This window comes from Xanthomonas sp. SS (genome assembly GCF_014236835.1).
Lineage (GTDB): Bacteria > Pseudomonadota > Gammaproteobacteria > Xanthomonadales > Xanthomonadaceae > Xanthomonas_A.
Genome location: NZ_CP051190.1, coordinates 2,956,307 through 2,976,412, shown reverse-complemented (window position 1 = coordinate 2,976,412; position 20,106 = coordinate 2,956,307). Strand labels below are relative to the sequence as shown.

14 protein-coding genes and 1 tRNA gene are annotated in these 20,106 nt (G+C 69.5%); 12 read left to right on the top strand and 3 right to left on the bottom strand.

What is annotated here, in order from left to right; translation table 11 throughout:
• Positions 1 to 206 precede the first annotated feature (206 nt).
• Entirely contained in the window at positions 207 to 1,271 is a 1,065-nt protein-coding gene (locus tag HEP74_RS12365; protein ID WP_185813132.1) for an SDR family oxidoreductase, read from the bottom strand.
• 257 nt (positions 1,272 to 1,528) lie between these two features.
• Here HEP74_RS12365 and HEP74_RS12360 point away from each other — a divergent pair, with 257 nt between their 5' ends.
• Genes HEP74_RS12360 through lpxK form a run of 5 tightly spaced genes read left to right on the top strand, consistent with a single transcriptional unit; the run spans position 1,529 to position 7,891 of the window.
• A complete protein-coding gene (locus tag HEP74_RS12360) occupies positions 1,529 to 4,099 on the top strand; it encodes a DNA internalization-related competence protein ComEC/Rec2 (RefSeq protein ID WP_255427728.1) in 2,571 nt (856 codons plus the stop codon).
• A complete protein-coding gene (locus tag HEP74_RS12355; protein ID WP_185813131.1) occupies positions 3,993 to 4,670 on the top strand; it encodes a MotA/TolQ/ExbB proton channel family protein in 678 nt (225 codons plus the stop codon). Before HEP74_RS12360 ends, HEP74_RS12355 begins: the two co-directional genes overlap by 107 nt.
• A 4-nt stretch (positions 4,671 to 4,674) precedes the next feature.
• Positions 4,675 to 5,112 (top strand): ExbD/TolR family protein, encoded by a 438-nt coding sequence (locus HEP74_RS12350; protein ID WP_185813130.1) that lies wholly within the window; start codon positions 4,675 to 4,677, stop codon positions 5,110 to 5,112.
• 8 nt (positions 5,113 to 5,120) lie between these two features.
• Positions 5,121 to 6,857, top strand: coding sequence for a lipid A export permease/ATP-binding protein MsbA (msbA, locus tag HEP74_RS12345; protein ID WP_185816609.1), 1,737 nt, complete (start codon positions 5,121 to 5,123; stop codon positions 6,855 to 6,857).
• On the top strand, positions 6,857 to 7,891 hold the full coding sequence (gene lpxK, locus HEP74_RS12340; RefSeq protein WP_185813129.1) for a tetraacyldisaccharide 4'-kinase: 1,035 nt from the start codon (positions 6,857 to 6,859) through the stop codon (positions 7,889 to 7,891). The genes msbA and lpxK overlap by 1 nt, the downstream gene beginning before the upstream one ends.
• A gap of 519 nt (positions 7,892 to 8,410) precedes the next feature.
• On the opposite strand, the gene HEP74_RS12335 is transcribed toward lpxK, so the two are convergent.
• Positions 8,411 to 10,606, bottom strand: coding sequence for a TonB-dependent siderophore receptor (locus HEP74_RS12335; protein ID WP_255424053.1), 2,196 nt, complete (start codon positions 10,604 to 10,606; stop codon positions 8,411 to 8,413).
• Positions 10,607 to 10,832: 226 nt separating this feature from the next.
• Here HEP74_RS12335 and kdsB point away from each other — a divergent pair, with 226 nt between their 5' ends.
• From kdsB to HEP74_RS12305, 6 genes are all read left to right on the top strand, one after another.
• A complete protein-coding gene (gene kdsB, locus HEP74_RS12330) occupies positions 10,833 to 11,600 on the top strand; it encodes a 3-deoxy-manno-octulosonate cytidylyltransferase (RefSeq protein WP_185816607.1) in 768 nt (255 codons plus the stop codon).
• The gene (locus tag HEP74_RS12325; RefSeq protein WP_185813128.1) at positions 11,597 to 12,085 is read left to right on the top strand and encodes a low molecular weight protein-tyrosine-phosphatase; all 489 of its coding nucleotides are present in this window, start codon (positions 11,597 to 11,599) and stop codon (positions 12,083 to 12,085) included. Before kdsB ends, HEP74_RS12325 begins: the two co-directional genes overlap by 4 nt.
• Positions 12,082 to 13,503: a hypothetical protein gene (locus HEP74_RS12320; RefSeq protein WP_179564043.1), complete on the top strand. Its 1,422-nt coding sequence runs from the start codon at positions 12,082 to 12,084 to the stop codon at positions 13,501 to 13,503. The genes HEP74_RS12325 and HEP74_RS12320 overlap by 4 nt, the downstream gene beginning before the upstream one ends.
• Entirely contained in the window at positions 13,500 to 15,359 is a 1,860-nt protein-coding gene (gene uvrC, locus HEP74_RS12315; RefSeq protein WP_179564044.1) for an excinuclease ABC subunit UvrC, read from the top strand. Before HEP74_RS12320 ends, uvrC begins: the two co-directional genes overlap by 4 nt.
• Before the next feature lie 9 nt (positions 15,360 to 15,368).
• A complete protein-coding gene (gene pgsA / locus HEP74_RS12310; RefSeq protein ID WP_003472804.1) occupies positions 15,369 to 16,004 on the top strand; it encodes a CDP-diacylglycerol--glycerol-3-phosphate 3-phosphatidyltransferase in 636 nt (211 codons plus the stop codon).
• A 36-nt stretch (positions 16,005 to 16,040) separates the two neighbouring features.
• Positions 16,041 to 16,116: transfer RNA gene (locus HEP74_RS12305), tRNA-Gly, on the top strand.
• A 173-nt stretch (positions 16,117 to 16,289) separates the two neighbouring features.
• Here the strand turns inward: HEP74_RS12305 and HEP74_RS12300 are convergent.
• Complete coding sequence (locus HEP74_RS12300) at positions 16,290 to 19,667, bottom strand: DEAD/DEAH box helicase (protein ID WP_185813127.1); 3,378 nt, start codon at positions 19,665 to 19,667, stop codon at positions 16,290 to 16,292.
• Positions 19,668 to 19,907: 240 nt separating this feature from the next.
• On the opposite strand from HEP74_RS12300, the gene HEP74_RS12295 reads away from it, so the two are divergent.
• Positions 19,908 to 20,084, top strand: coding sequence for a hypothetical protein (locus HEP74_RS12295; protein ID WP_185813126.1), 177 nt, complete (start codon positions 19,908 to 19,910; stop codon positions 20,082 to 20,084).
• Positions 20,085 to 20,106 lie beyond the last annotated feature (22 nt).

Genomic DNA, 20,106 nt, shown 5'->3' with positions numbered 1-20,106 from the left:
TGTAGGAGCGGCTTCAGCCGCGACGAACGAAGCCGGAGTTTTTCCGGTCATGGAACACCCGGTGGCCAAATGGGCCGAAGCCACCCGAGTCGCTCTCACACAACGAGGGCGACCAACCGCATCAAGGCCGCTCAAAGGCCTGTCGATTCGACAATCCTCTAAGCCGATTTCCCAGCGGCTACGCTCGCCCGCCGATGCCGCGATCCTCAGGGAATCACCCGCTGCGCGCGCAGCCGTGCGAACAGTTCCAGGAACGACGCGCGGCTGTCGTAGTAGCCGAGGAAGCCGAGGTCGCGGCTCTTGGTCATGTCGTTGACGCACTCGATCTCGCGGCCGAGGTCGGCATCGGTGTGCCACCACGACGCCAACTGGTCCACGTCCGCCTGCACCAGCCCATGGCGTTCGGCGATCGCGCGCCACTGCGCCGGCGCGCTGTGCTGCAGGCGCGGTTGCAGCGGCATCGGCGCATCCGGATAGGGCGCCGCCTCCAGGCCGAAGAACGCGGCGATCTCGCCCCACATCCAGCGCCAGCGGAACACGTCGCCATTGACCGTGTTGAACGCCTGGTCGCGCGCGGCCGGACTGGTTGCGGCCCAGGCCAGCTGGCGGCCGAGCAGGCCGGCGTCGGTGAGGTCGGTGAGGCTGTCCCATTGCGCGCGCGAGCCGGGGAACACGAACGGTTGCCCGCTGTGCTTGCACAGCGTGGCGTACACCGCCAGGGTCACGCCCATGTTCATCGCATTGCTGCCGTTGGCCTGGCCGATCATGGTGTGCGAGCGATGCACGCTCCAGCCGAAACCGTGGCGTGCGGCGGCGTCGAACAGCAGGTCTTCCAGCGTGTAATAGAAATTCTCGCCGGGCTGGCGCGGCTCGCTCTCGCGGAACGGCGTCTCCGCCTTGCCGCTGCCGTAGTGCTCGAACGAGCCGAGGTAGTGCTTGGTGCCGGTGACCAGCGCCATGTGCTGCAGCGCTGCGCTGTCCAGGCCTTCGCACAGGTGGCGCAGCATCGCACCGTTGGCGGCGACGTTCTCCTTCTCGGTGTCGCGCCGCGTCCAGGTGCAGAAGAACACGTGCGTAATCGGCAGCCCGCGCAGCGCGGCGATGGTCGCATCGCGGTCGAGCAGATCGGCCGCGACCGGAATCACGCCTTCCTGCGGGACCGGACGGCGCGCCAGGCCATAGACGGTCCAGCCTTCGGCAACGAGAACGTTTGCCAGGTTGTAGCCGGAGATGCCGGTGACCCCGACCACCAGTGCGGTGCCCTTGCGCATGCGCGGATTTCCCTTCGATGTAAACCGCGCACGCTAGCCGCAGGCCGATGAACATGCGGCGAAAAGCGCATTGAGCGCGGCACCGGCCACGCGTCCAGAGGCGAATTCCTACCCCGTCCGCAGGGCTTGGCCGATAGCGGGAGGCAATAGTGGTAGGCGAGGCTGTCCAGGCAGTCGGATCATGTCGCGCAATCGTTCGCGCTGGTCGCTGTTACACCTCCATCCGTACCCTGTCCGCGCCAAGGAGTGGCGATCGCATGCAGCACTGTCCTGGATCTGCGAATGACCATGCGGACCTGGCGCAGGCGTCTGCGCCGAGGTCTGCACTGCCGCCGCGTAGCGCGGTCGCCCCGTTCGGCATCGCCGTCGCCGCCAGCCTCGCCGCCGGCGTGCTGGCCGCCTTGTGGCTGCCGCGCTTGGCGCCGTGGCCGTTGTCGCTGGCGCTGCTGTTCGGCGGCATCGCGGTCTGCATCGGCAGGCCGCGCTGGCGATGGTTGGGCGCCTTCGCCGTGGGCGGCGGCTGGCTGGGGCTGATCGCCGGCATGGTGCTGGCGCGGCAACTGCCTGCCGACTGGGAGAAGCGCGTGACGACGCTGCAGGGGCAGGTGGTGGAGTTGCCGCAGGCCGAGGTGCGGCGCACGCGGTTCATGTTCCGGGTGGACGCCGATCCCACGCAGCCGGCGCCGTTGCGCGGACGTTTGTTGCAGCTGGCCTGGTACGACGATTTCGGTGCGCAGGTGGCTGGGCCGCGCACGGCGCTGCATGCCGGCGCGCGCTGGCGTCTGAGCGTGCGCCTGCGCGCGCCGCGCGGGCTCAGCAATCCGGGCGGCTTCGACGCCGAGGCGTATGCGCTGGCGCAGCGGATCAGCGCCAGTGGCTACGTGACCGCGCCGCACGAGGCGGTCGAACTGGCGCCGGGGCAGGGCATCGATGCCTGGCGCGAACGCCTGGCGGCGCGGATCGCGGCAGCGGTGCCGACTGCGTCTGCGCGCTATGTGCAGGCGCTGGCGCTCGGCGACACGCGCAGCCTGGACGATCGCGACTGGCGCATCCTGCGCGCCGCCGGCCTGACCCATCTGATCGCCATTTCCGGCTTCCATGTCGGCTTGGTCGCCGGCGCGTTCGCGCTGCTCGGCGGCGGCCTGTGGCGGCTATGGCCGCCGCTGGGACGGCATTGGCCGCGCCGCCAGGCCGCCGCACTGCTGGCGGTGCTCGGCGCTGGCGGCTACACCGTGCTGTCGGGGATGGCGCTGCCCACCGTGCGCACCGCGTTGATGATCGCGGTGGTGGTGGTCGCGCGGCTGTGGCGGCGCCCGGTGCGGGTGGTCGATGCGCTGGCGCTGGCGGCGATCGTCATGCTCGGGTTCGACCCGCTGGCGGTGCTGTCCGCCGGCTTCTGGCTGAGCTTCCTCGGCGTGGCCTGGCTGGCCTGGTGCATGCCGGTCGCGGGCAGCGGTTGGCGCGACAAGCTGCGCGAATTCCTGTCGGCGCAGGGCGTGGCCACGCTGGGCCTGCTGCCGCTGAGCACGATGCTGTTCGGCCAGGCCTCGGCGGCCGGGCCGCTCGCCAACCTGCTGGCGATCCCGTGGTGGAGCCTGGTGGTGGTGCCGTTGGCGCTGCTCGGCACCGCGCTGGAGGCGGTGTACGCCGGCGCCGGGGTGTGGGCATGGCGCGCGGCGGCGGCATGCTTCGACCTGACCTGGCCGCTGTTCACCGCACTGGGCGAAAGCCGCTTCGCGCTGTGGTGGTTGCCGGAGGCGCGCGACTGGGCGCTGCCGCTGGCGCTGCTCGGCGCGTTCTGGCTGCTGTTGCCGCGCGCGGTGCCGGGCAAGCCGCTGGCGGCGCTGCTGTGGTTGCCGCTGTTCTGGCCGCCGCTGGAGCGGCCGGCGGCGGGCGAAGTGGAACTGGTGATGATCGACGTCGGCCAGGGCCTGTCGGTGCTGGTGCGCACCGCGCGGCATCAGTTGCTGTACGACGCCGGCCCGGCGATCAAGGACGGCTACGATGCCGGCGAGCGCGCGGTGGTACCGACGCTGCACGCGCTCGGCGTGGGGCGCCTGGACCGGACCGTGATCAGCCATGGCGACAACGACCATGCCGGCGGCTTCGAGGCGGTGCGCGCGGCGCTGCCGGTAGGCCTGGCCGAGGCGCCGGCCGGCGCGCCGGTGCGGGTGGACCGGCCGTGCCTGGCGGGAACCGCCTGGGAGTGGGACGGAGTGCGTTTCCGCTTCCTGCATCCGGCGCCCGGCTTTCCCTATCTGGACAACGAGTCGAGCTGCGTGCTGCGGGTGGAAAGCGCGCATGGCGCGATGCTGCTGACCGGCGACATCGGCGATGTCATCGAAAGCCGGCTGTTGCGCCAGGCGCCACAGGACCTGCACGCCGAGGTGGTGCTGGCGCCGCATCACGGCAGCGCGCATTCCTCGCAGGCGGACTTCGTCGCCGCCACCGGCGCGCGGCTGGTGCTGATCTCGGCCGGCGAGGGCAACCGCTTCGGCCATCCGCGCGCGGCGGTGGTGGCGCGCTGGCAGGCGTCCGGCGCCGAGGTCGCCACCACTCCGCAAGGCGGTGCGCTGCGCGTGTGGCTGGGACGCGCCGGCCTGCAGCTGCGCGAACGGCGGCCGTGGCGGGCGCGGCTGTGGGATGCCGCGGAGCGGGCGCGGGCGGCTGCTATCCTATCGGCCAGTGAACGAACGGCCGAACGTGCCGGAGGGTTGCAACGTGTGGGAACTGGTCAAGGCCGGTGGCTGGCCGATGGTGCCGTTGCTGCTGTTGGGCGTGGTCGCGTTGGCGATCGTGCTGGAGCGGTTCTGGAGCCTGCGCCGTAGCGAAGTGCTGCCGCCGGGGCTGGGCCAGGAAGTGCGCAACTGGGCCACGCGCGGCAAGCTCGACCCCACCCACATCGAGTCGCTGCGGCGCAATTCGCCGCTGGGCGAGCTGCTCGCCGCCGGCCTGGACGTGCGCAGCCGGCCGCGCGAGGTCGTCCGCGAACGCATCGAGGACACCGGCCGCCACGTCGTGCATCGCATGGAGCGGTTCCTGAACGCGTTGGGCACGGTGGCCTCGGCCGGGCCGCTGCTCGGCCTGCTCGGCACCGTGGTCGGCATGATCCAGATGTTCCTGGGCATCCTCGACCACGGCGTCGGCGACGTGAATCAGCTCGCCGGCGGCATCGGCAAGGCGCTGGTGTGCACCGCCACCGGCATGATCATCGCGGTGCCGGCGCTGGTCTTCCACCGCTATTTCAAGAGCCGCATCGCCGGCTACATCATCGAGATGGAGCGCGAAGCCACCGCCCTGAGCGATGTCCTCGACGGCCACGGCCGTGCCGGTGCGCCGACCCCGGCCGCGCCGCGCCCGGCTGCGCGCGGCGGCGCCGCTGCGCCGGCCAAGGGCTGAGCCGGTGCGGATCCGCGACGACCGCGGCCAGGACGAGCCGCATATCGACCTGGTGCCCCTGATCGACGTCATCCTTGTCCTCATCATCTTCTTCGTAGTGACCACCACCTTCGACGCCCGTTCCACGCTGCAGCTGCAGCTGCCCAACGCCAGCGACCAGCACAACCCGGCGCCGCCGCGTGCGCTGAGCGTGCTGGTCAACGCCGACGGGCACTATTTCATCAACGACCAGGAAGTGCTGCGCACCGACGTGGAGTCGGTCAAGCGCAGCATCGCCCAGGTCGCCGGCGACGACCGCGAGCAGCCGGTGCTGCTGCGCGCCGATGCGCGCACGCCCTACCAGGCCGTGGTCACCGCGCAGGACGCGCTGGGCCAGCTCGGCTTCCGCCGCATCGCCATCGCCACCGCGCCGGAAGTCAACGCGCCGGAAGTCAAGCGGTGAGCGGCAAAATGGCACCGGTCTGGCCGATCTACCGTCGGCTGCTCGGATATACCCGCGCCTACTGGGTGATGCTGGCGGCCGCGCTGGTGGCGATGGTGGTGGAAGCCACCGCCGGCTACTTCTTCACCCGGCTGATGGACCCGTTGGTCAACCGCGGCTTCGTCAATCCGGAGGCGCGCATGGCGGTGCTGCTGCCGCTGGCGATCCTGGGCCTGTTCGTGATGCGCAGCTTCGCCACCTTCGTCGGCGACTACTGCATGGCGCGCACCGGGCGCAGCGTGGTGCGCGACCTGCGCGAGCAGGTGCTGGCCAAGTACCTGCACCTGCCGTCCTCGCACTTCGATGTCGAGGCCACGCCGGTGATGGTCAGCCGGCTGAACTTCGATACCGAGCAGGTCACCCAGGCCGCCGCCGATGCGTTGAAGACCATCGTCGCCGACACCCTGACCATCTTCTACATGCTGGTGGTAATGCTGCAGATGAGCGTCAAGGTGACCCTGGCGCTGTTGGTGGTGGCGCCGTTGATCGGGGTCATCGTCTCCTACGTCGGCAAGCGCTACCGCAAGATCAGCCGCGGCATCCAGGACGGCATGGGCTCGATGGCGCAGAGCGCCGAGCAATCGCTGAGCGCGCAGCAGGAAGTGAAGGTGCACGGCACCCAGTCGCTGGAGATCTCGCGTTACGCGGTGCTGGCCAACCGCATGCTGGGCCTGAACATGAAGGTCGAGACCACCCGCGCGCTGGCCTCGAGCATGGTCCAGTTCCTGGCCGCGGTGGCGCTGGCGGCGATCGTCTGGGTCTCCACCCGCGAAGCGCTGGCCGGGCGCCTGAACCCGGGCCAGTTCATCGCGCTGATGACCTCGATGATGGCGATCATCCCGTCGCTGCGCCGGCTGACCAGCGTGCAGACCTCGATCTCGCGCGGCGTGGCCGCGGCCGAACGCCTGTTCTCGATCCTGGACACGCCGGAGGAGCGCGACAGCGGCACCGTGTCGGTGCAGCGCGTGCGCGGCGAACTGGCGTTCGACGGCGTGATGCTGCGCTACCGCCAGGACAGCGGACTGGCGCTGGACGACATCAGCTTCACCGCCAAGCCGGGCACGGTCACTGCCATCGTCGGCCGTTCCGGCAGCGGCAAGACCAGCCTGGTGCGGCTGGTGCCGCGCTTCTACGAACCCAGCGGCGGCAGCATCACCCTGGACGGGGTGGCGCTGCACGACTACCGCCTGCACGACCTGCGCCGGCAGATCGCCCTGGTCGGGCAGCGGGTGATGCTGTTCGACGACACCATCGCCGCCAACATCGCATACGGCACGCAGGCCAGCGACGCGCAGATCCGCGCCGCGGCCGAAGCGGCCAACGCCTGGGAGTTCATCGAGCGGCTGCCGCTGCAGCTGCGCACCCCGGTCGGCGAGAACGGCGCGCTGCTGTCCGGCGGCCAGCGCCAGCGCCTGGCGATCGCCCGCGCGATCCTGCGCGACGCGCCGATCCTGATCCTGGACGAAGCCACCGCCGCGCTGGACAACGAATCCGAGCGTCTGGTGCAGGACGCGCTGCACCGGCTGATGCCCGAGCGCACCACGCTGGTCATCGCGCACCGCCTGTCCACCATCGAACATGCCGACCAGGTGCTGGTGATGGACCACGGCCGCATCGTCGAGCGCGGCACCCACCACGCGCTGCTCGCCCAGGGCGGCCTGTACGCCCACCTGCACAGCATGCAGTTCCGCGAAAGGCAGCCCTGATGAGCGGTCGCGGGCCACACACGCCTGGCTACTGGTATGGCCAGGGCACGCCGCCGCTGTACGCGCAGCTGCTGACCCCGCTGTACGCGGCGGCGATCGGCCTGCGCCGCGCGCTGTACCGGCGCGGCTGGCGCAAGCGCTACAGCATCGCGGTGCCGGTGGTCGTGGTCGGCAACCTCACCGCCGGCGGCACCGGCAAGACCCCGCTGACCATCGCCCTGGTGCGCAAGCTGCAGGACGCCGGCTGGAAGCCGGGCGTGGCCACCCGCGGCTATGGCCGCAGCCAGGACCAGATCGCGCGCTGGATCGAAGCGGGGACCACGCCGGAACTGGGCGGCGACGAGCCGGTGTTGATCGCGCACAAGACTGGCGCGCCGGTGCGGGTGGACCGCGACCGTGTCGCCGCCGCGCGCGCGTTGCTGCAGGCCGGCTGCGACATCGTGGTCTGCGACGACGGCCTGCAGCACTACCGCCTGCAGCGCGACATCGAGATCGAAGTGGTCGACGGCCAGCGCCGCTACGGCAACGGCCGCCTGCTGCCGGCCGGGCCGCTGCGCGAGCCGGTGGCGCGCGGCCGCGAATGCGATTTCCGGGTCATCAACCTGGGCCAGGCCAGCGACGTCGGCGAGGTCCAGGCCGGTTTCGGCGAATGGGCGATGCGCCTGCGCATCGACAGCGCGCAACCGCTGCAGGGCGGCCGCGCGCGCGCCTTGCGCAGCTTCGCCGGGCAGCGCGTGCACGCCGTCGCCGGCATCGCCCATCCGCAGCGCTTCTTCGACATGCTGCGCGCGCACGGCATCGGCGTGGTGCCGCACGCGTTTCCCGACCATCACCGCTACCGCGCCGCCGACCTGTCGTTCGGCAGCGAACTGCCGGTGCTGATGACCGAGAAGGACGCGGTCAAGTGCGCGCAGTTGGTCGACGACTGGTGCTTCAGCGTGCCGCTGCTGGCGGAGTTGCCGGCCGCATTCTGGATCGGCCTGCTCGACCGGCTGGACAAGCTGCGCGGGCGCAGCGGCGACGCCAGCGAATAGCGGCGGACGCTGCGCCGCGTGCATGCGCAGCCAGTGAAGACTGGAGAGGCGGTGCAGGGGGCAAAACCCTGTGAACGCCAACCAGCCCGGCGGCTTCGGCTGTCCGGATTGCGCCTGGCCCGATCGCGATCACGCCTCGATAGGATAGGGGCCACAGCTCGCTGTCGCGATGCGCCGCAAGTGCCGCCTGGATCACGCGCAGCAGCTGAGTATCTGCGGGTGTGCCCGCCGGTATAACCGTGTCATCGCCGCGATCGTCGCGATCGCTGCCACGCGCAGACCGCTGGCGTGGCGGCGCATGCGCAGCTGCTGCCGCATGTCCCGCCTGCAGGCAGGCCTGCTGTTCGTTTCCATGCCGCGGCCGACCTGATTGCCGCGACCTCGAACACGCCGCAGCGCTGCAGCGCCAACGTGTGGCCGCGTGCCGAGAAATTGTCTGCGCTCGCCATCGCCATTCGGCAAGGCGGACATCGGCGCATTGCGCTGTCCGCCTGCCTTGCCCACTTGCAACAGGCCCGCTCAGAATCTGTAGTTCAGCGACAGCGAGGTGTTACGCGGCGCGCCGTAGTAGCCCTGTGCCCAGTACAGGCTGTTGATGTACTTGCGGTCGGTGACGTTGTAGACGTTGAGCGTGGCGCTGAATTGCGGGGTGAAGTCGTAGTGCGCCATCAGCCCGAGCAGCGCATAGCTGCCCTGGCGGGTGAAGATCTCGTTGCCGCTGGTGTCCAGCGCCTGTTGGTCGCGGTAGATATCGCCCTGCCAGGTCAGCGTCGCGCCCAGTTTCAGCGCCTCCCACTGTGGAACGGTGTAGGTGGTGGCGAGCTTGAAGCTGCGACGCGGTACGTAGGTGCGCACGTTGCGGCCCGCATCGTCCTTGAGGCTCAGCTGGGTGTAGCCGGCGTTGAGCTGCCAGTGGTCGCCGAGCCGGCCGGCGAGGTCGAACTCGTAACCGGTGGAGGTCGCGTCCACCGCCTTGTAGGTCTGCACGTTGCCGATGTAGAGGTTGGTTTCGGCGGTGTTGTCCTGCTTGGCGCGGAACAGCGCGAACGAGGCGTTGACCCGCTGCTGCAGCCACTGGCCCTTGATGCCCAGTTCGGCGTTGCTGCCGGTGATCGGGTCCAGCACCTGCAGGTTGCGGTCCAGCTCGGTCTGCGGATTGAAGATCTCCGCATAGCTGGCGTACAGCGCGTAGTTCGGGTCGAAGTTGTAGACCGCGCCGACGAACGGGGTGGTCTTGCTGTCGTCGTAGACGTGCTGCACGCCGTAGTTCTGGCCGCGGCTCTCGATCCGGGTGTGGTTGACGCCGGTGATCAGCTTCAGCGCGTCGCTCAGGTTCCAGCGCGCGGTGGCGTAGGCGCTGCGGCGGGTGATGTCGAAGTCGGCGCTGTCGGAATAGGCGTCGAAGCTCGGCTTGGGATAGTCGCCGTTCCAGCCTTCCAGCGCCGGCAGCGCGGTGCCGATGTCGTTGCCGTACCACGACAGCTGATCGGCCTGCACGCGGCCCCATTTCACGCCGACGACCAGCTCGTGTGTACGGCCGCCGAGCGCGAACGGGCCGCTCGCGTAGACGTCGGCGTACTTCTGCGTCTCTTCGCTGCCGTACTGCGACGGGTAGGCGTACAAGCCCAGGCCGGTGCCGCGCTCCGGGGTGCCATAGACGTAGAACAGCTGGCTGTCGTTGTCGAGCTTGCGGTAGTTCAATGCGGCCTTGAGCTGCCAGTCCGCGCCCAGCGCCTGCTGCAGTTCCACGAACGCGCGTTTGTCCTGCGTGGTCCAGTACGACCAGTCGGCCGAAGTGCTGGTGGAGCGGGCGTAGTCGGTGGCGCTGCCGTCGCTGTAGAACAGCGGCAGCGCGCCCCACATGCCGCCGGTTGAATCGTTCTTCTGGTAGCTGGCGCCCACGCTGAGGCGGGTGCTGTCGCCGAGGTCGGCTTCGACGATGCCGTAGAAGCTCTGCTTCTTCAGCGCATAGCGGTCCAGGTAGCTGTCGCCGTCCTGGCCGACGGCGACGAAGCGCCCGCGCACGCTGCCGCTGGCGTTGAGGCGGCTGGACAGGTCGGCGTCGACGCGGCGCGTGTCCCAGCTGCCCACGGTCACGCCGGCGCTGGCCTGCAGTTCGTCGGTGGGGCGCTTGCGCACGAAGTCGATCGTCGCCGACGGGTTGCCGGTCGAGGACAGCAGGCCGTTGGCGCCGCGCAGCACCTCCACGCGCTCGTACATCGCCGTATCCAGGTCGCCTTCGGCGCCGCCGTTGGTGAACGGCAGGCCCAGTCCGTCGACCTGGAAATTGAGGATGTCGAAGCCGCGCGCGGTGTAGTAGGTGCGGTCGGTCTCGATCTTCTCGACGTTGACCCCAGTGGCCAGCGCGAGCACCGCATTGGCGCTGTCCAGGCCGAAATCGTCCATCTGCTCGCGGCTGATCGTGCTCACCGACTGCGGCGTTTCCAGCGGGCTCAGCAGCAGGCCGGTGCCGGTCGCGCTGGCCGGCGCGGTGTAGCCGTCGGCACGCTGCGCGACCACGTCGAGCTTGTCCAGCAGCTTCGGCGCGCTGGCGGCATCGGCTGCCGCATCGGCGGCCGATGCCGCTTCCGCGGCGGCGGCGCTGGCCGCCAGCGGTGCGAGCAGGGCGGCCAGCGCCAGGCACAGCGCCTGGCGGCGAACGGGGACGCGGGTCGGCTGGGCGGCGGACCACGTGGACTGGGCGGGAAGGTTCATCGGTGGGGGTCTATAGAATGGAGGGAGGCGAGAGGCCATGGGCGCAGCGCCGAGCTGCGCAGCGCGCTGCGGCGAGACAACCGGCAATGGCCGGCCGCTGGACCATGGCGAATACGAACTATTCTCAATAAATAGCGGGGAAAGATCAATTCATGTTCGAATTTCGTGAATTTCAGCGTTCAGCCATCGCCAGCGCAGCGGGCGCGGCATGAGCGCCGCACATGCCATGCCGCCGCCGTTCGTGGTCGCCATTCCGGCGCGCTATGCCGCCTCGCGCCTGCCCGGCAAGCCATTGCGCATGCTCGGCGGCGAGCCGTTGGTGCGGCACGTGGCGCGGTGTGCGCTCGGCGCCGGCGCGCAGCAGGTCTGGGTGGCCGCGGACGACCCGCGCATCGCCGCGGCGGTGGCCGATCTGGAAGGGGTGCACGTCGCGCTGACGTCCGCGGCGCATGCCTCCGGCACCGATCGCCTGGCCGAATGCGCCGACATCGCCGGCTGGGACGACGCCACCCTGGTGGTCAACCTGCAGGGCGACGAACCGTTCGCGCCTGCCGCCGGCATCGTCGCGGTGGCGCAGGCGCTGGCCGACAGCGGCGCGGAGATGGCGACCCTGGGCACGCCGGTCGAATCCGCCGAGAGCCTGTTCGATCCGAACGTGGTCAAGCTGGTGCGCAATGCGCACGGCGATGCGCTGTATTTCAGCCGCGCGCCGGTCCCGTGGCACCGCGACGCGTTCGCCGCCTCGCGCGAACGGCTGCCGCCGGGTCCGTGGCTGCGCCACATCGGCATCTACGCCTACCGTGCCGGGTTCCTGCGCCGTTTCGCGGCGATGCCGCCGGGCGGCCTGGAACAAGTGGAGGCGCTGGAGCAACTGCGGGTACTGGAGGCCGGCTTCCGCATCGCGGTGGCGCTGTCGCCTGAGCCGTTCCCGCCCGGGGTGGACACGCCCGAGGACCTGGCCCGCGCCGAGGCGCACCTGCAGGCCCTGGCATGAAGCTGCTGCTGGTGTGCCTTGGCAATATCTGCCGCTCGCCGATGGCCGAAGGCGCGCTGCGCCACCATCTCGAGCGCTCGCCGCTGGCCGGCCAGGTACAGGTGGATTCGGCCGGGACCGGCGACTGGCACAGCGGCGAGCCGCCGGACCGGCGCGCGATCGCCTGCGCCCGCGGCCATGGCGTGGACATCGCCGGGCTGCGCGCGCGGCAGCTGCGCGCGGCCGACTTCGCCGCCTTCGACTGGATCCTGTGCGCCGACGCGGCCAACCTGCGCGACGTGCGCCAGCGCGCGCCGGCCGCCGCGTTGGAACGGGTGGCGCTGTGGCTGCCGTGGGCCGGGGTGGACGGCCGCAGCGAGATCCCCGACCCCTACACCGGCGGCAGCGACCACTTCGAGGACGTCTGGCGCCTGGTGGACGAAGCGGCGGCGCGCAGCGTGGCGCGACTGTCCGCCGACGGCGGCTCCGGCATAATCGGCCGATGAACTCGATCGCCGCCCTGGAACTGCCGCAGCCCGGCACCTGGCTCAATGCCGCGCCGACCACGCTGCGCGAGCAGCAGGGCCGCGCGCTGGTGCTGGCCTTCGTCAACGCCGCCTCGGTGTGGTGCGCGCAGCGCCTGGCCGAACTCAGCCAGTGGCAGGCGCGCAATCCAGGACGCCTGCAGCTGATCGTTGTGCAGGTGCCGCGCTTCGACAGCGAGCGCGAGCCGCAGCGGGCGTTGAAGCTGCTGCGCAGCCAGGGCGTGTCGGCGCCGATCCTGCTCGACGCCGACTGGGCCGCCTGGCAGCGTTTCGACGTGCAGGCCTGGCCGACCCTGGTGCTGCTCGACGCCGGCGGTTACGAGCGCGAGCGCCTGGTCGGGATCGGCGGCGCCGATCTGGAAAAGGCGCTCAACGCGCTGTGCGCCGGGCAGTCGCTGCCGCTGGACGAGGAACTGCGCGATGCGCGCGAGACCCAGCCCGAGCCGCGCCTGCCGCTGCGTTTCCCGGTCGGCCTGGCGGTCGCCGAGGATCGCCTGTACATCGCCGACAGCGGCCACCACCGCATTCTCGAATGCACCACCGGCGGCCGCGTGCTGCGCCAGTTCGGGCTGGGCACCGCCGATTTCATCGACGGCGGCATCGGCGAGGCGGCGTTCCACCGGCCGCGCGGACTGGCGCTGGAACGCGGCGTGCTGTACGTCGCCGATACCGGCAACCACGCGTTGCGCCGGATCAACCTGCTCAGCGGCCACGTCGATACCCTGTGCGGCAACGGCCGCGCCGGCGAACCGGTCGAAGGGCCGGTGCAGCACGCGCAGCAGGCGCCGCTGAACCACCCGCAGGACGTGGTGGTGGCCGACAACCAGGTGCACATCGCGATGGCCGGCGACAACCGCATCTGGAGCTACGAGCTCGGCAACCGCACCCTGCGCTGGCGTGCCGGCGCAGGCGCGCTGGAACTGCGCGACGGCAGCGGCCACCTGGCCGCGTTCGCGCAGCCGTGCAGCCTGGCCGCGGTCCAGCAGGCGCTGTACGTGTGCGATGCGCTGGGCTCGGCGGTGCGTTCGCTGCAGCTGCGCGGCGACCTGGTGCAGACCCTGCTCGGCGGCCAGGGGCCGTGGGACTTCGGCAACGAGGACGGCCCGCGCAGCCGCGCGCGCCTGCAGTTTCCGCAGGCGATCGCGCTGAGTCCGGAATCGCCGCTGCTGTGGATCGCCGACAGCGGCAACGGCAGCCTGCGCAGCCTGCGCCTGGGCGGCGGCGAGCTGTCGACCACCGCCCTGCCGCGGCGCCTGCACGGGCCGGCCGGGCTGGCGGTGAGCGCCGGCACGGTGTGGATCGCCGAGACCGACGCCCACGCCGTGTTGCGCTACGACATCGCCAGCGGCGAACTGAGCGACGTGCCGATCAGCGAATGACCGCATCCGCACTGCCCCCGTTCGACGGCAAGGCCTTCGCCGCCAACCTCAGTACCGCGCCCGGCGTCTACCGCATGTACGCGGCCGACGACACCTTGCTCTACGTCGGCAAGGCCGGCGCGCTGCGCAAGCGCGTGTCCAGCTATTTCAGCGCCTCGCCGAAGAACGCGCGGACCATGGCGATGCTGGCCCAGGTCGCGCGCATGGACGTCACCGTGACCCGCAGCGAAGGCGAGGCGCTGCTGCTGGAAAACCAGCTGATCAAGTCGCTGGCGCCGCGCTACAACGTGTCGTTGCGCGACGACAAGAGCTATCCCTACGTGCTGCTGACCCGCGAGGAATGGCCGCGGATCGCGCTGCACCGCGGCCCGCGCGCGCTGCCAGGACGCTACTTCGGCCCGTATCCCGGCGTCACCGCGGTGCGCGAGACGCTGAACCTGATGCACAAGCTGTTCAAGCTGCGCAGCTGCGAGGACAGCGTGTTCCGCAACCGCTCGCGGCCATGCCTGCAGTACCAGATCGGCCGCTGCAGCGCGCCGTGCGTGGCGCTGGTGCCGGCCGACGAGTACGCCGAATCGGTGCGCCGCGCGACGATGTTCCTGGACGGCCGCAGCGACCAGCTCGGCGAGGAACTGGTGCAGGCGATGCAGGCCGCCAGCGAGCAACTGGAATTCGAACGCGCCGCGCGCCTGCGCGACCTGCTCGGCTCGCTGCGCAGCATGCAGAGCCGGCAGTACGTGGACGGCCGCGCCGCCGACTTGGACGTGCTCGCCTGCGCGATGCAGGGCGCCAACGCCTGCGTGCTGCTGCTGGCGTTCCGCGACGGCCGCAATCTCGGCACCCGCGCGTTCTTCCCCAAGACCAACGGCGAGGACAGCGCCGCCGAGGTGCTGGGCGCGTTCGTGTCGCAGTACTACGCCGAACAGCCGCCGCCGCGCGAGGTGCTGCTGGACCGCGAGATCGACGATGCGGAGATGATCGAAGCGGCCTTGAGTTCGGCCGCCGAGCGCAAGGTGCAACTGCGCTGGAACGTGCGCGGCGAGCGCGCCGGCTACCTGGAACTGGCCAGCCGCAACGCGCAGGCCACGCTGGCCACCGAACTGACCAGCCGCAACGCGCAGCATGCGCGCAGCGAAGCCTTGCGCGAGATGCTGGGGCTGGCCGAGCCGGTCCGGCGCGCGGAGTGCTTCGACATCAGCCACACCATGGGCGAGGCCACCGTGGCCTCGTGCGTGGTGTTCGACGCCAGCGGCCCGGTGCGCAGCCAGTACCGGCGCTACAACATCAGCGGCATCGAGCCGGGCGACGACTACGCGGCGATGCGCCAGGCGATCGAGCGCCGCTTCCGCCGCGCCGCGGAAGGCGAGGGCAAGGGCGATGCGGTGCTGCCCGACGTGCTGCTGATCGACGGCGGCGCCGGCCAGCTGGCGCAGGCCAACGCCGCGCTCGCCGACCTGGGCGTGGACGGCATCCTGGTGATCGGCGTGGCCAAGGGCGCCGAGCGCCGCGCCGGCCACGAGACGCTGGTGATGCCGGACGGGCGCGAACTGCGCCCCGGTGCGGCCTCGCCGGCATTGCAGTTCATTCAGCAGGTGCGTGACGAGGCGCACCGTTTCGCGATCACCGGCCACCGCGGGCGGCGCCAGAAAGCGCGCATGACCAGCAAGCTGGAGGACATCCCCGGCATCGGTCCGCGCCGCCGCGCCAGCCTGTTGAAGCATTTCGGCGGACTGGCCGGACTCAAGGCCGCCGGCGAAGCGGAGATCGCGCGCGTGGAAGGCATCAACGACGCGCTCGCTGCACGAATCTACGCTAACCTGCACGGGCTGCCGGTGCCCGATCCGGCAGGCGAGTAGAGCAGCGCAATGAAGTTGACCATCCCCACCTGGCTGACGCTGCTGCGGATCGTGATGATTCCGGTGCTGGTGCTGGTGTTCTACCTTCCCTACACGTGGACGAACTTCGCCTCGGCGGCGATCTTCGGCCTGGCCGCGTTCACCGACTGGCTGGACGGCTGGGTGGCGCGGCGCTACCACCAGTATTCCGCGTTCGGCGCGTTCCTGGATCCGGTGGCCGACAAGCTGATGGTCGCGGTGGCGCTGTTCCTGATCGTGCAGGGCCACCCGACGCCGTGGATGGCGTTCTGGGCGGCGGTGATCGTCGGCCGCGAAATCGCGGTGTCGGCGCTGCGCGAGTGGATGGCCGAGATCGGCCAGCGCGCCAAGGTGCGGGTGGCGATGATCGGCAAGGTCAAGACCACCGCGCAGATGGTCGCGCTGCTGTGCCTGCTGTATTCGGTGATGCCCGACGGCTCGCCGCCGGAGAGCGTGTGGATGGGCCTGTTCATCTTCCACATCGGCGACTGGACCCTGGCGATCGCCTCGATCCTGACCCTGCTGTCCGGCATCCAGTACCTGCATGCGGCCTGGCCGAGCCTGCGCGCCGACGAGCGCGCCGCGGTCGCGGACAAGAATGCGAAAAAAATCGAAGGCAATGGTTGACAGCCTGCCGGTTCCCGGTAAAATTCGCGGCCTCAAGCGGGAATAGCTCAGTTGGTAGAGCGCAACCTTGCCAAGGTTGAGGTCGCGAGTTCGAGTCTCGTTTCCCGCTCCAGACGGTTTTTGCAGGCATCCAGCGGATACCGGCGAAACAATGAAATCAGGACCTTCGGGTCCTTTTTTCGTTTCTGGCCGATGGCAGCGCAATGCGCTTGCGCGACGACGCTCCGCTCATCGGCACGGTGCTGCGCCTGGCGGGCGCCATCGCGCGAGCGGACGCGCCGTCCGCTACGGCGTCGATGCGGTCGTCGCGTCGATACGCCGCACCGGCAACGCTTCGCGCAATTGCCGGAAATAGTCCAGGCCACCCCATTGCTGCACATCGCCCAGCACATACAGGCGGCACTTGGCGCGCGTGATCGCCACGTTCAACAGGTTGGGCTTGCCTGCGGCCCAGGCACGCGCGCCTGCACCCTCCGCGCCCGGCGCGGTGCCGAGGACGAAGAACACGATATCCGCTTCCTTTCCCTGGAACGTATGTACGGTGCCGCATTCGATGCCGCTGACGCCGGCCTGCTTGATGTGGCTCCTGCAGGCCTGGGCGATCTTGCGGAAGGGCGAAATGACGAACACCTTGGCCTGCGTGTCCGGCTCATCCGGCGATCCCGACAGCACGCGTGCCGGCGTCTGCCGCAATTGCTCCAGGCATGCGAGCAGGTGAGCGATTTCGTCGCTGCAGACTGGGTGCTGGATCTGGCTGGATCGCACGTCCAGCCAGGCACTCTCGCCCAGCACGCAGGAGAACGCGATGGGCTGGGGTTGCCCGTGCTTGTCCACCCGGCCTTGCACCATCTGTCCTGCATAGGCGATGTCGTTGGCAACGGAAAACATCGGGTCGTCGCAGCGGCGATGCGTGCGCAACGGCATGCCGGTCCACAGGCGTTCCGGCGCATCGGCTGCGGCCGGATCGGATGCCATCGCAACCCATGAGCCGAAGGGCGTGATGCGATCGGCCAGCGTCTGCACGGATTCGTCGACCGGCGACCAGGTGCGGTCGACGCCATGCCGCTGGCGCAGGTCTTCGGCGAGGCTGAGCGGCACGGTGAAGACGGGTTCGATCTGCAGCGGGTCGCCCACGATCACGGCGCGGCGGCTGCGCCACAGGGCGCCTGCCGCCGACTGCGGCGTGGCCTGGCCGGCTTCATCCAGCAGCAACCAGCCCAGGCTGTCCTGGCCCATGCCCAGAAACAAGCGGTCGAAGGAGGCGAGGGTGGTGGACACCACCGGCACGACGAAGAAGAACGCATCCCACAGCGTGGGGCGTTGTTCGATGGGGAGCTTGTCCCGCAGCGAGCCCATCAGCATGCCGTTGACCGCGCGCAGGTTGGCGATGAATTTGCCGGCGTTGGCCAGAATGCTCAGCCTGTGCAATTCCACCGCTTGCAGGAAGACGCGTGCCCGCAGTTGGTCAAGCTCCGCATGGACCGCTACGCTGGCGCGTTGGAGGTCGGCGGGCTGCAGTTCCCACAGGCTGCGGTCCGGGAAGTGGATGGCGCCCAGCGCGGAGCCGGCCTCCAGCGCCTGTCTGTGCCGTTGCAGTTCCTGGTCCAACTTGGCGCGCTTGGAGGACAGCAACTTCAGGCGCTCGTGCCGATGATCCAGCTCTGCCTGGCTTTGGGCGACCTCCTTGGCTTGCTGCGCAAAGGTCTCGGCGGACTCGGCCAGACGCCTGGCGGGCTCTTCCAGGGCCTGGCGCAATGCCGCCATCCGCTGCGTCTGGCGGCCGAACAAGCTCGATAGGCGATCGCGCAGGTTGGGCGTCGCTGCCGCTTGCCGCTGCGCGAACAGGGCTTTGTGGGCCTCCAGCATCGCGCGTTGATCCGACAGCGCTGCCTGCTGTCGGGAGAGGATCTCTGCGTGCTCGGCGATGTCGCCGGTCATGCGATCGATGTCGGCCTGGAGGGCGTCCGGGTCGCCACGCTCGGCGTCCAGCGCCTGGGCCGCTCGCTCTGCGCTTAGCAACGCCTCGCGGTGTTGCTCGAACTCGGACAGCAGTTGCAGGAAACCGCGTTTGGCGGTTTGCCATTCTTCCTGATGGCGTCGGTAGTCGGCGTTGGCGGCGATCTCGAGCAGCTGCTTCATCGACGGCGGCAGTGTGGCGGGTGGAGTGGCGCCAGCTGATACCTCAGCTTGCTCCTGCGTCGATTCCGCATCTTCGCCGGTTGCCTCGGTTGCCTCGGTTGCCTCGACCCGCGGCACATAGTCGTCGCGGAAGAACCCCTGGGCGAACGAGCGCCGATTGCCTGCGTTGCCCAGCGCCGCGGCGATCACGCCCCAGCCTTGCAGCGGCTGATCGTTGTCGTCCACGACCTTCTGCGCCTTGAATATCTCCGTCATGACCTCGGCGAAATAATCGACAGGGCCGTACTCGTCGGCGATTTTCTTGCGTGCCGGCAACTCCTGGGTGATGTTCTTGACCGCGTTGTTGTTGGTGCTGGCCACCACGATGGAGGTACCGGCGACCACCGAAGCCTTGAGCGGAAAGAAGCTCTTGCCGGCCACACTGATCTTGTCCTCGAACAGGGCCGCAGGGCGATCGAGCGCGGCAATCCGACGGGCGCGTTCGGTGACGATGTCGGCGACCACATCGCACAGCAGGGTGGTCTTGCCGGTGCCGGGAGGTCCATTGACGCCGATGACGCCATCGGCCGTTCCGAGCGTATGCAACACCTGCGCGACCGCGGCTTGCTGCGCCAGTACCAAGGGGTGCCGCGACGGCGCGGGCCAGCGGGCGCTGGGCAGATGCGCCGCGCTCACCAGGCTGGCCATTGCGGCATGCTGTACCAGGATGTCGGTACGCTGATGCTGCTCAAGCGCAGATCCCAGATAGGCGCTCAACGCCGCGCCGAAGGGGCGGCCGTTCTGTGCCTGGGCAATCAGGCGATCGAGGTCGTCCAGGTAGAACGAATTCAGGAAATCGGTGGCGGCCTGCAGGCTGTCGCTCAGGTAGCGGCGTTTGACCCGGCTGCTGCGCACAACCACCCGCCAATCCAAGGCTGTCTCGTCGGTGTTGTTACCGAGCAACTGGCGCACCAACTGCAACTCGGTCTCCAGCTCATCCCAGGTCAGCGACAAGGCTGTCGCGCTTTCGCTCGCCGTGCCGGGAGCGGAGGCATCGTCGATCTCTTCGAGGCGGTGGCAGCGCTGGGCGAACTCGTCGCGCGCACGGCCAAGACGCGCATTGACGTTCTCCAGCGCGTTGGTTTGCCGCAATGCCTGCACGCCGTGGGCGAAGCTGGCAGCCAGGTAGCTATCAGGCTTGGGACGGCCGTGCTCGTCGACGACGAAAGCGGCCAGCCAGCCGTTGCCGGTGGCGCGTTGACGCTCGCGCTCGCTCAGGTCGCGGTCGGGGAAGATCGCGCGCAACAGCAGGCGGGACAGATCCTCGGTATCCACGACGCCGAGATAGACCACATGGACGTAGCCGTGTTCTGCCGTGGGCCTGAAATCGTTGTTGCGCCAGGGCAGCGCCTGGCCGTGGCGAAGGGTTGTGATCTTGGTCTGATCGGTGGCATCCCGGGCCGAAGGCGCGGTAGGGATATTGAAGACTTCCAGATCGCGCCAAAAACCGAGGACGCGAAGGGGTTCGCTGGCCGAATTGCTCAAGTTCGCACTCCATTGAAGATACATCGGCGCGTTTCCTGCGCCTGCACGAGTCCTTACCGGTCCCGCCGATGACATAAGCAATGCGCTTCGAGCATAGCGCTTCCGAATTTGTCCAACCATGCAGTAGTCCGCAGGATGCCGTGCGGAGCATCGCAGTCGGGAGTGGTGCAGCGCTGGATTGTGGCGTCTATCACGCCCGCTATCGGCGTGTTGTGCGGTGTCGGGTTGCCGGTTGCATGGATGGTTCGATCCACACCCGGCGAGTTTCTCGATCTGCAGCGCCCCGGTACCGTCCACCACGCGCGGACTGCGCAGCGCCGACACGGTGGTGAATGTGCGCGGGTAGTGGCGGTGCTGCTGCAGGTCCGTGCCGGCGAACGCTTCGGCCTGCAGGACGTGGTGAGCGTGGGCTACTGAGACCGGCGCCGCCGGTCGGCAC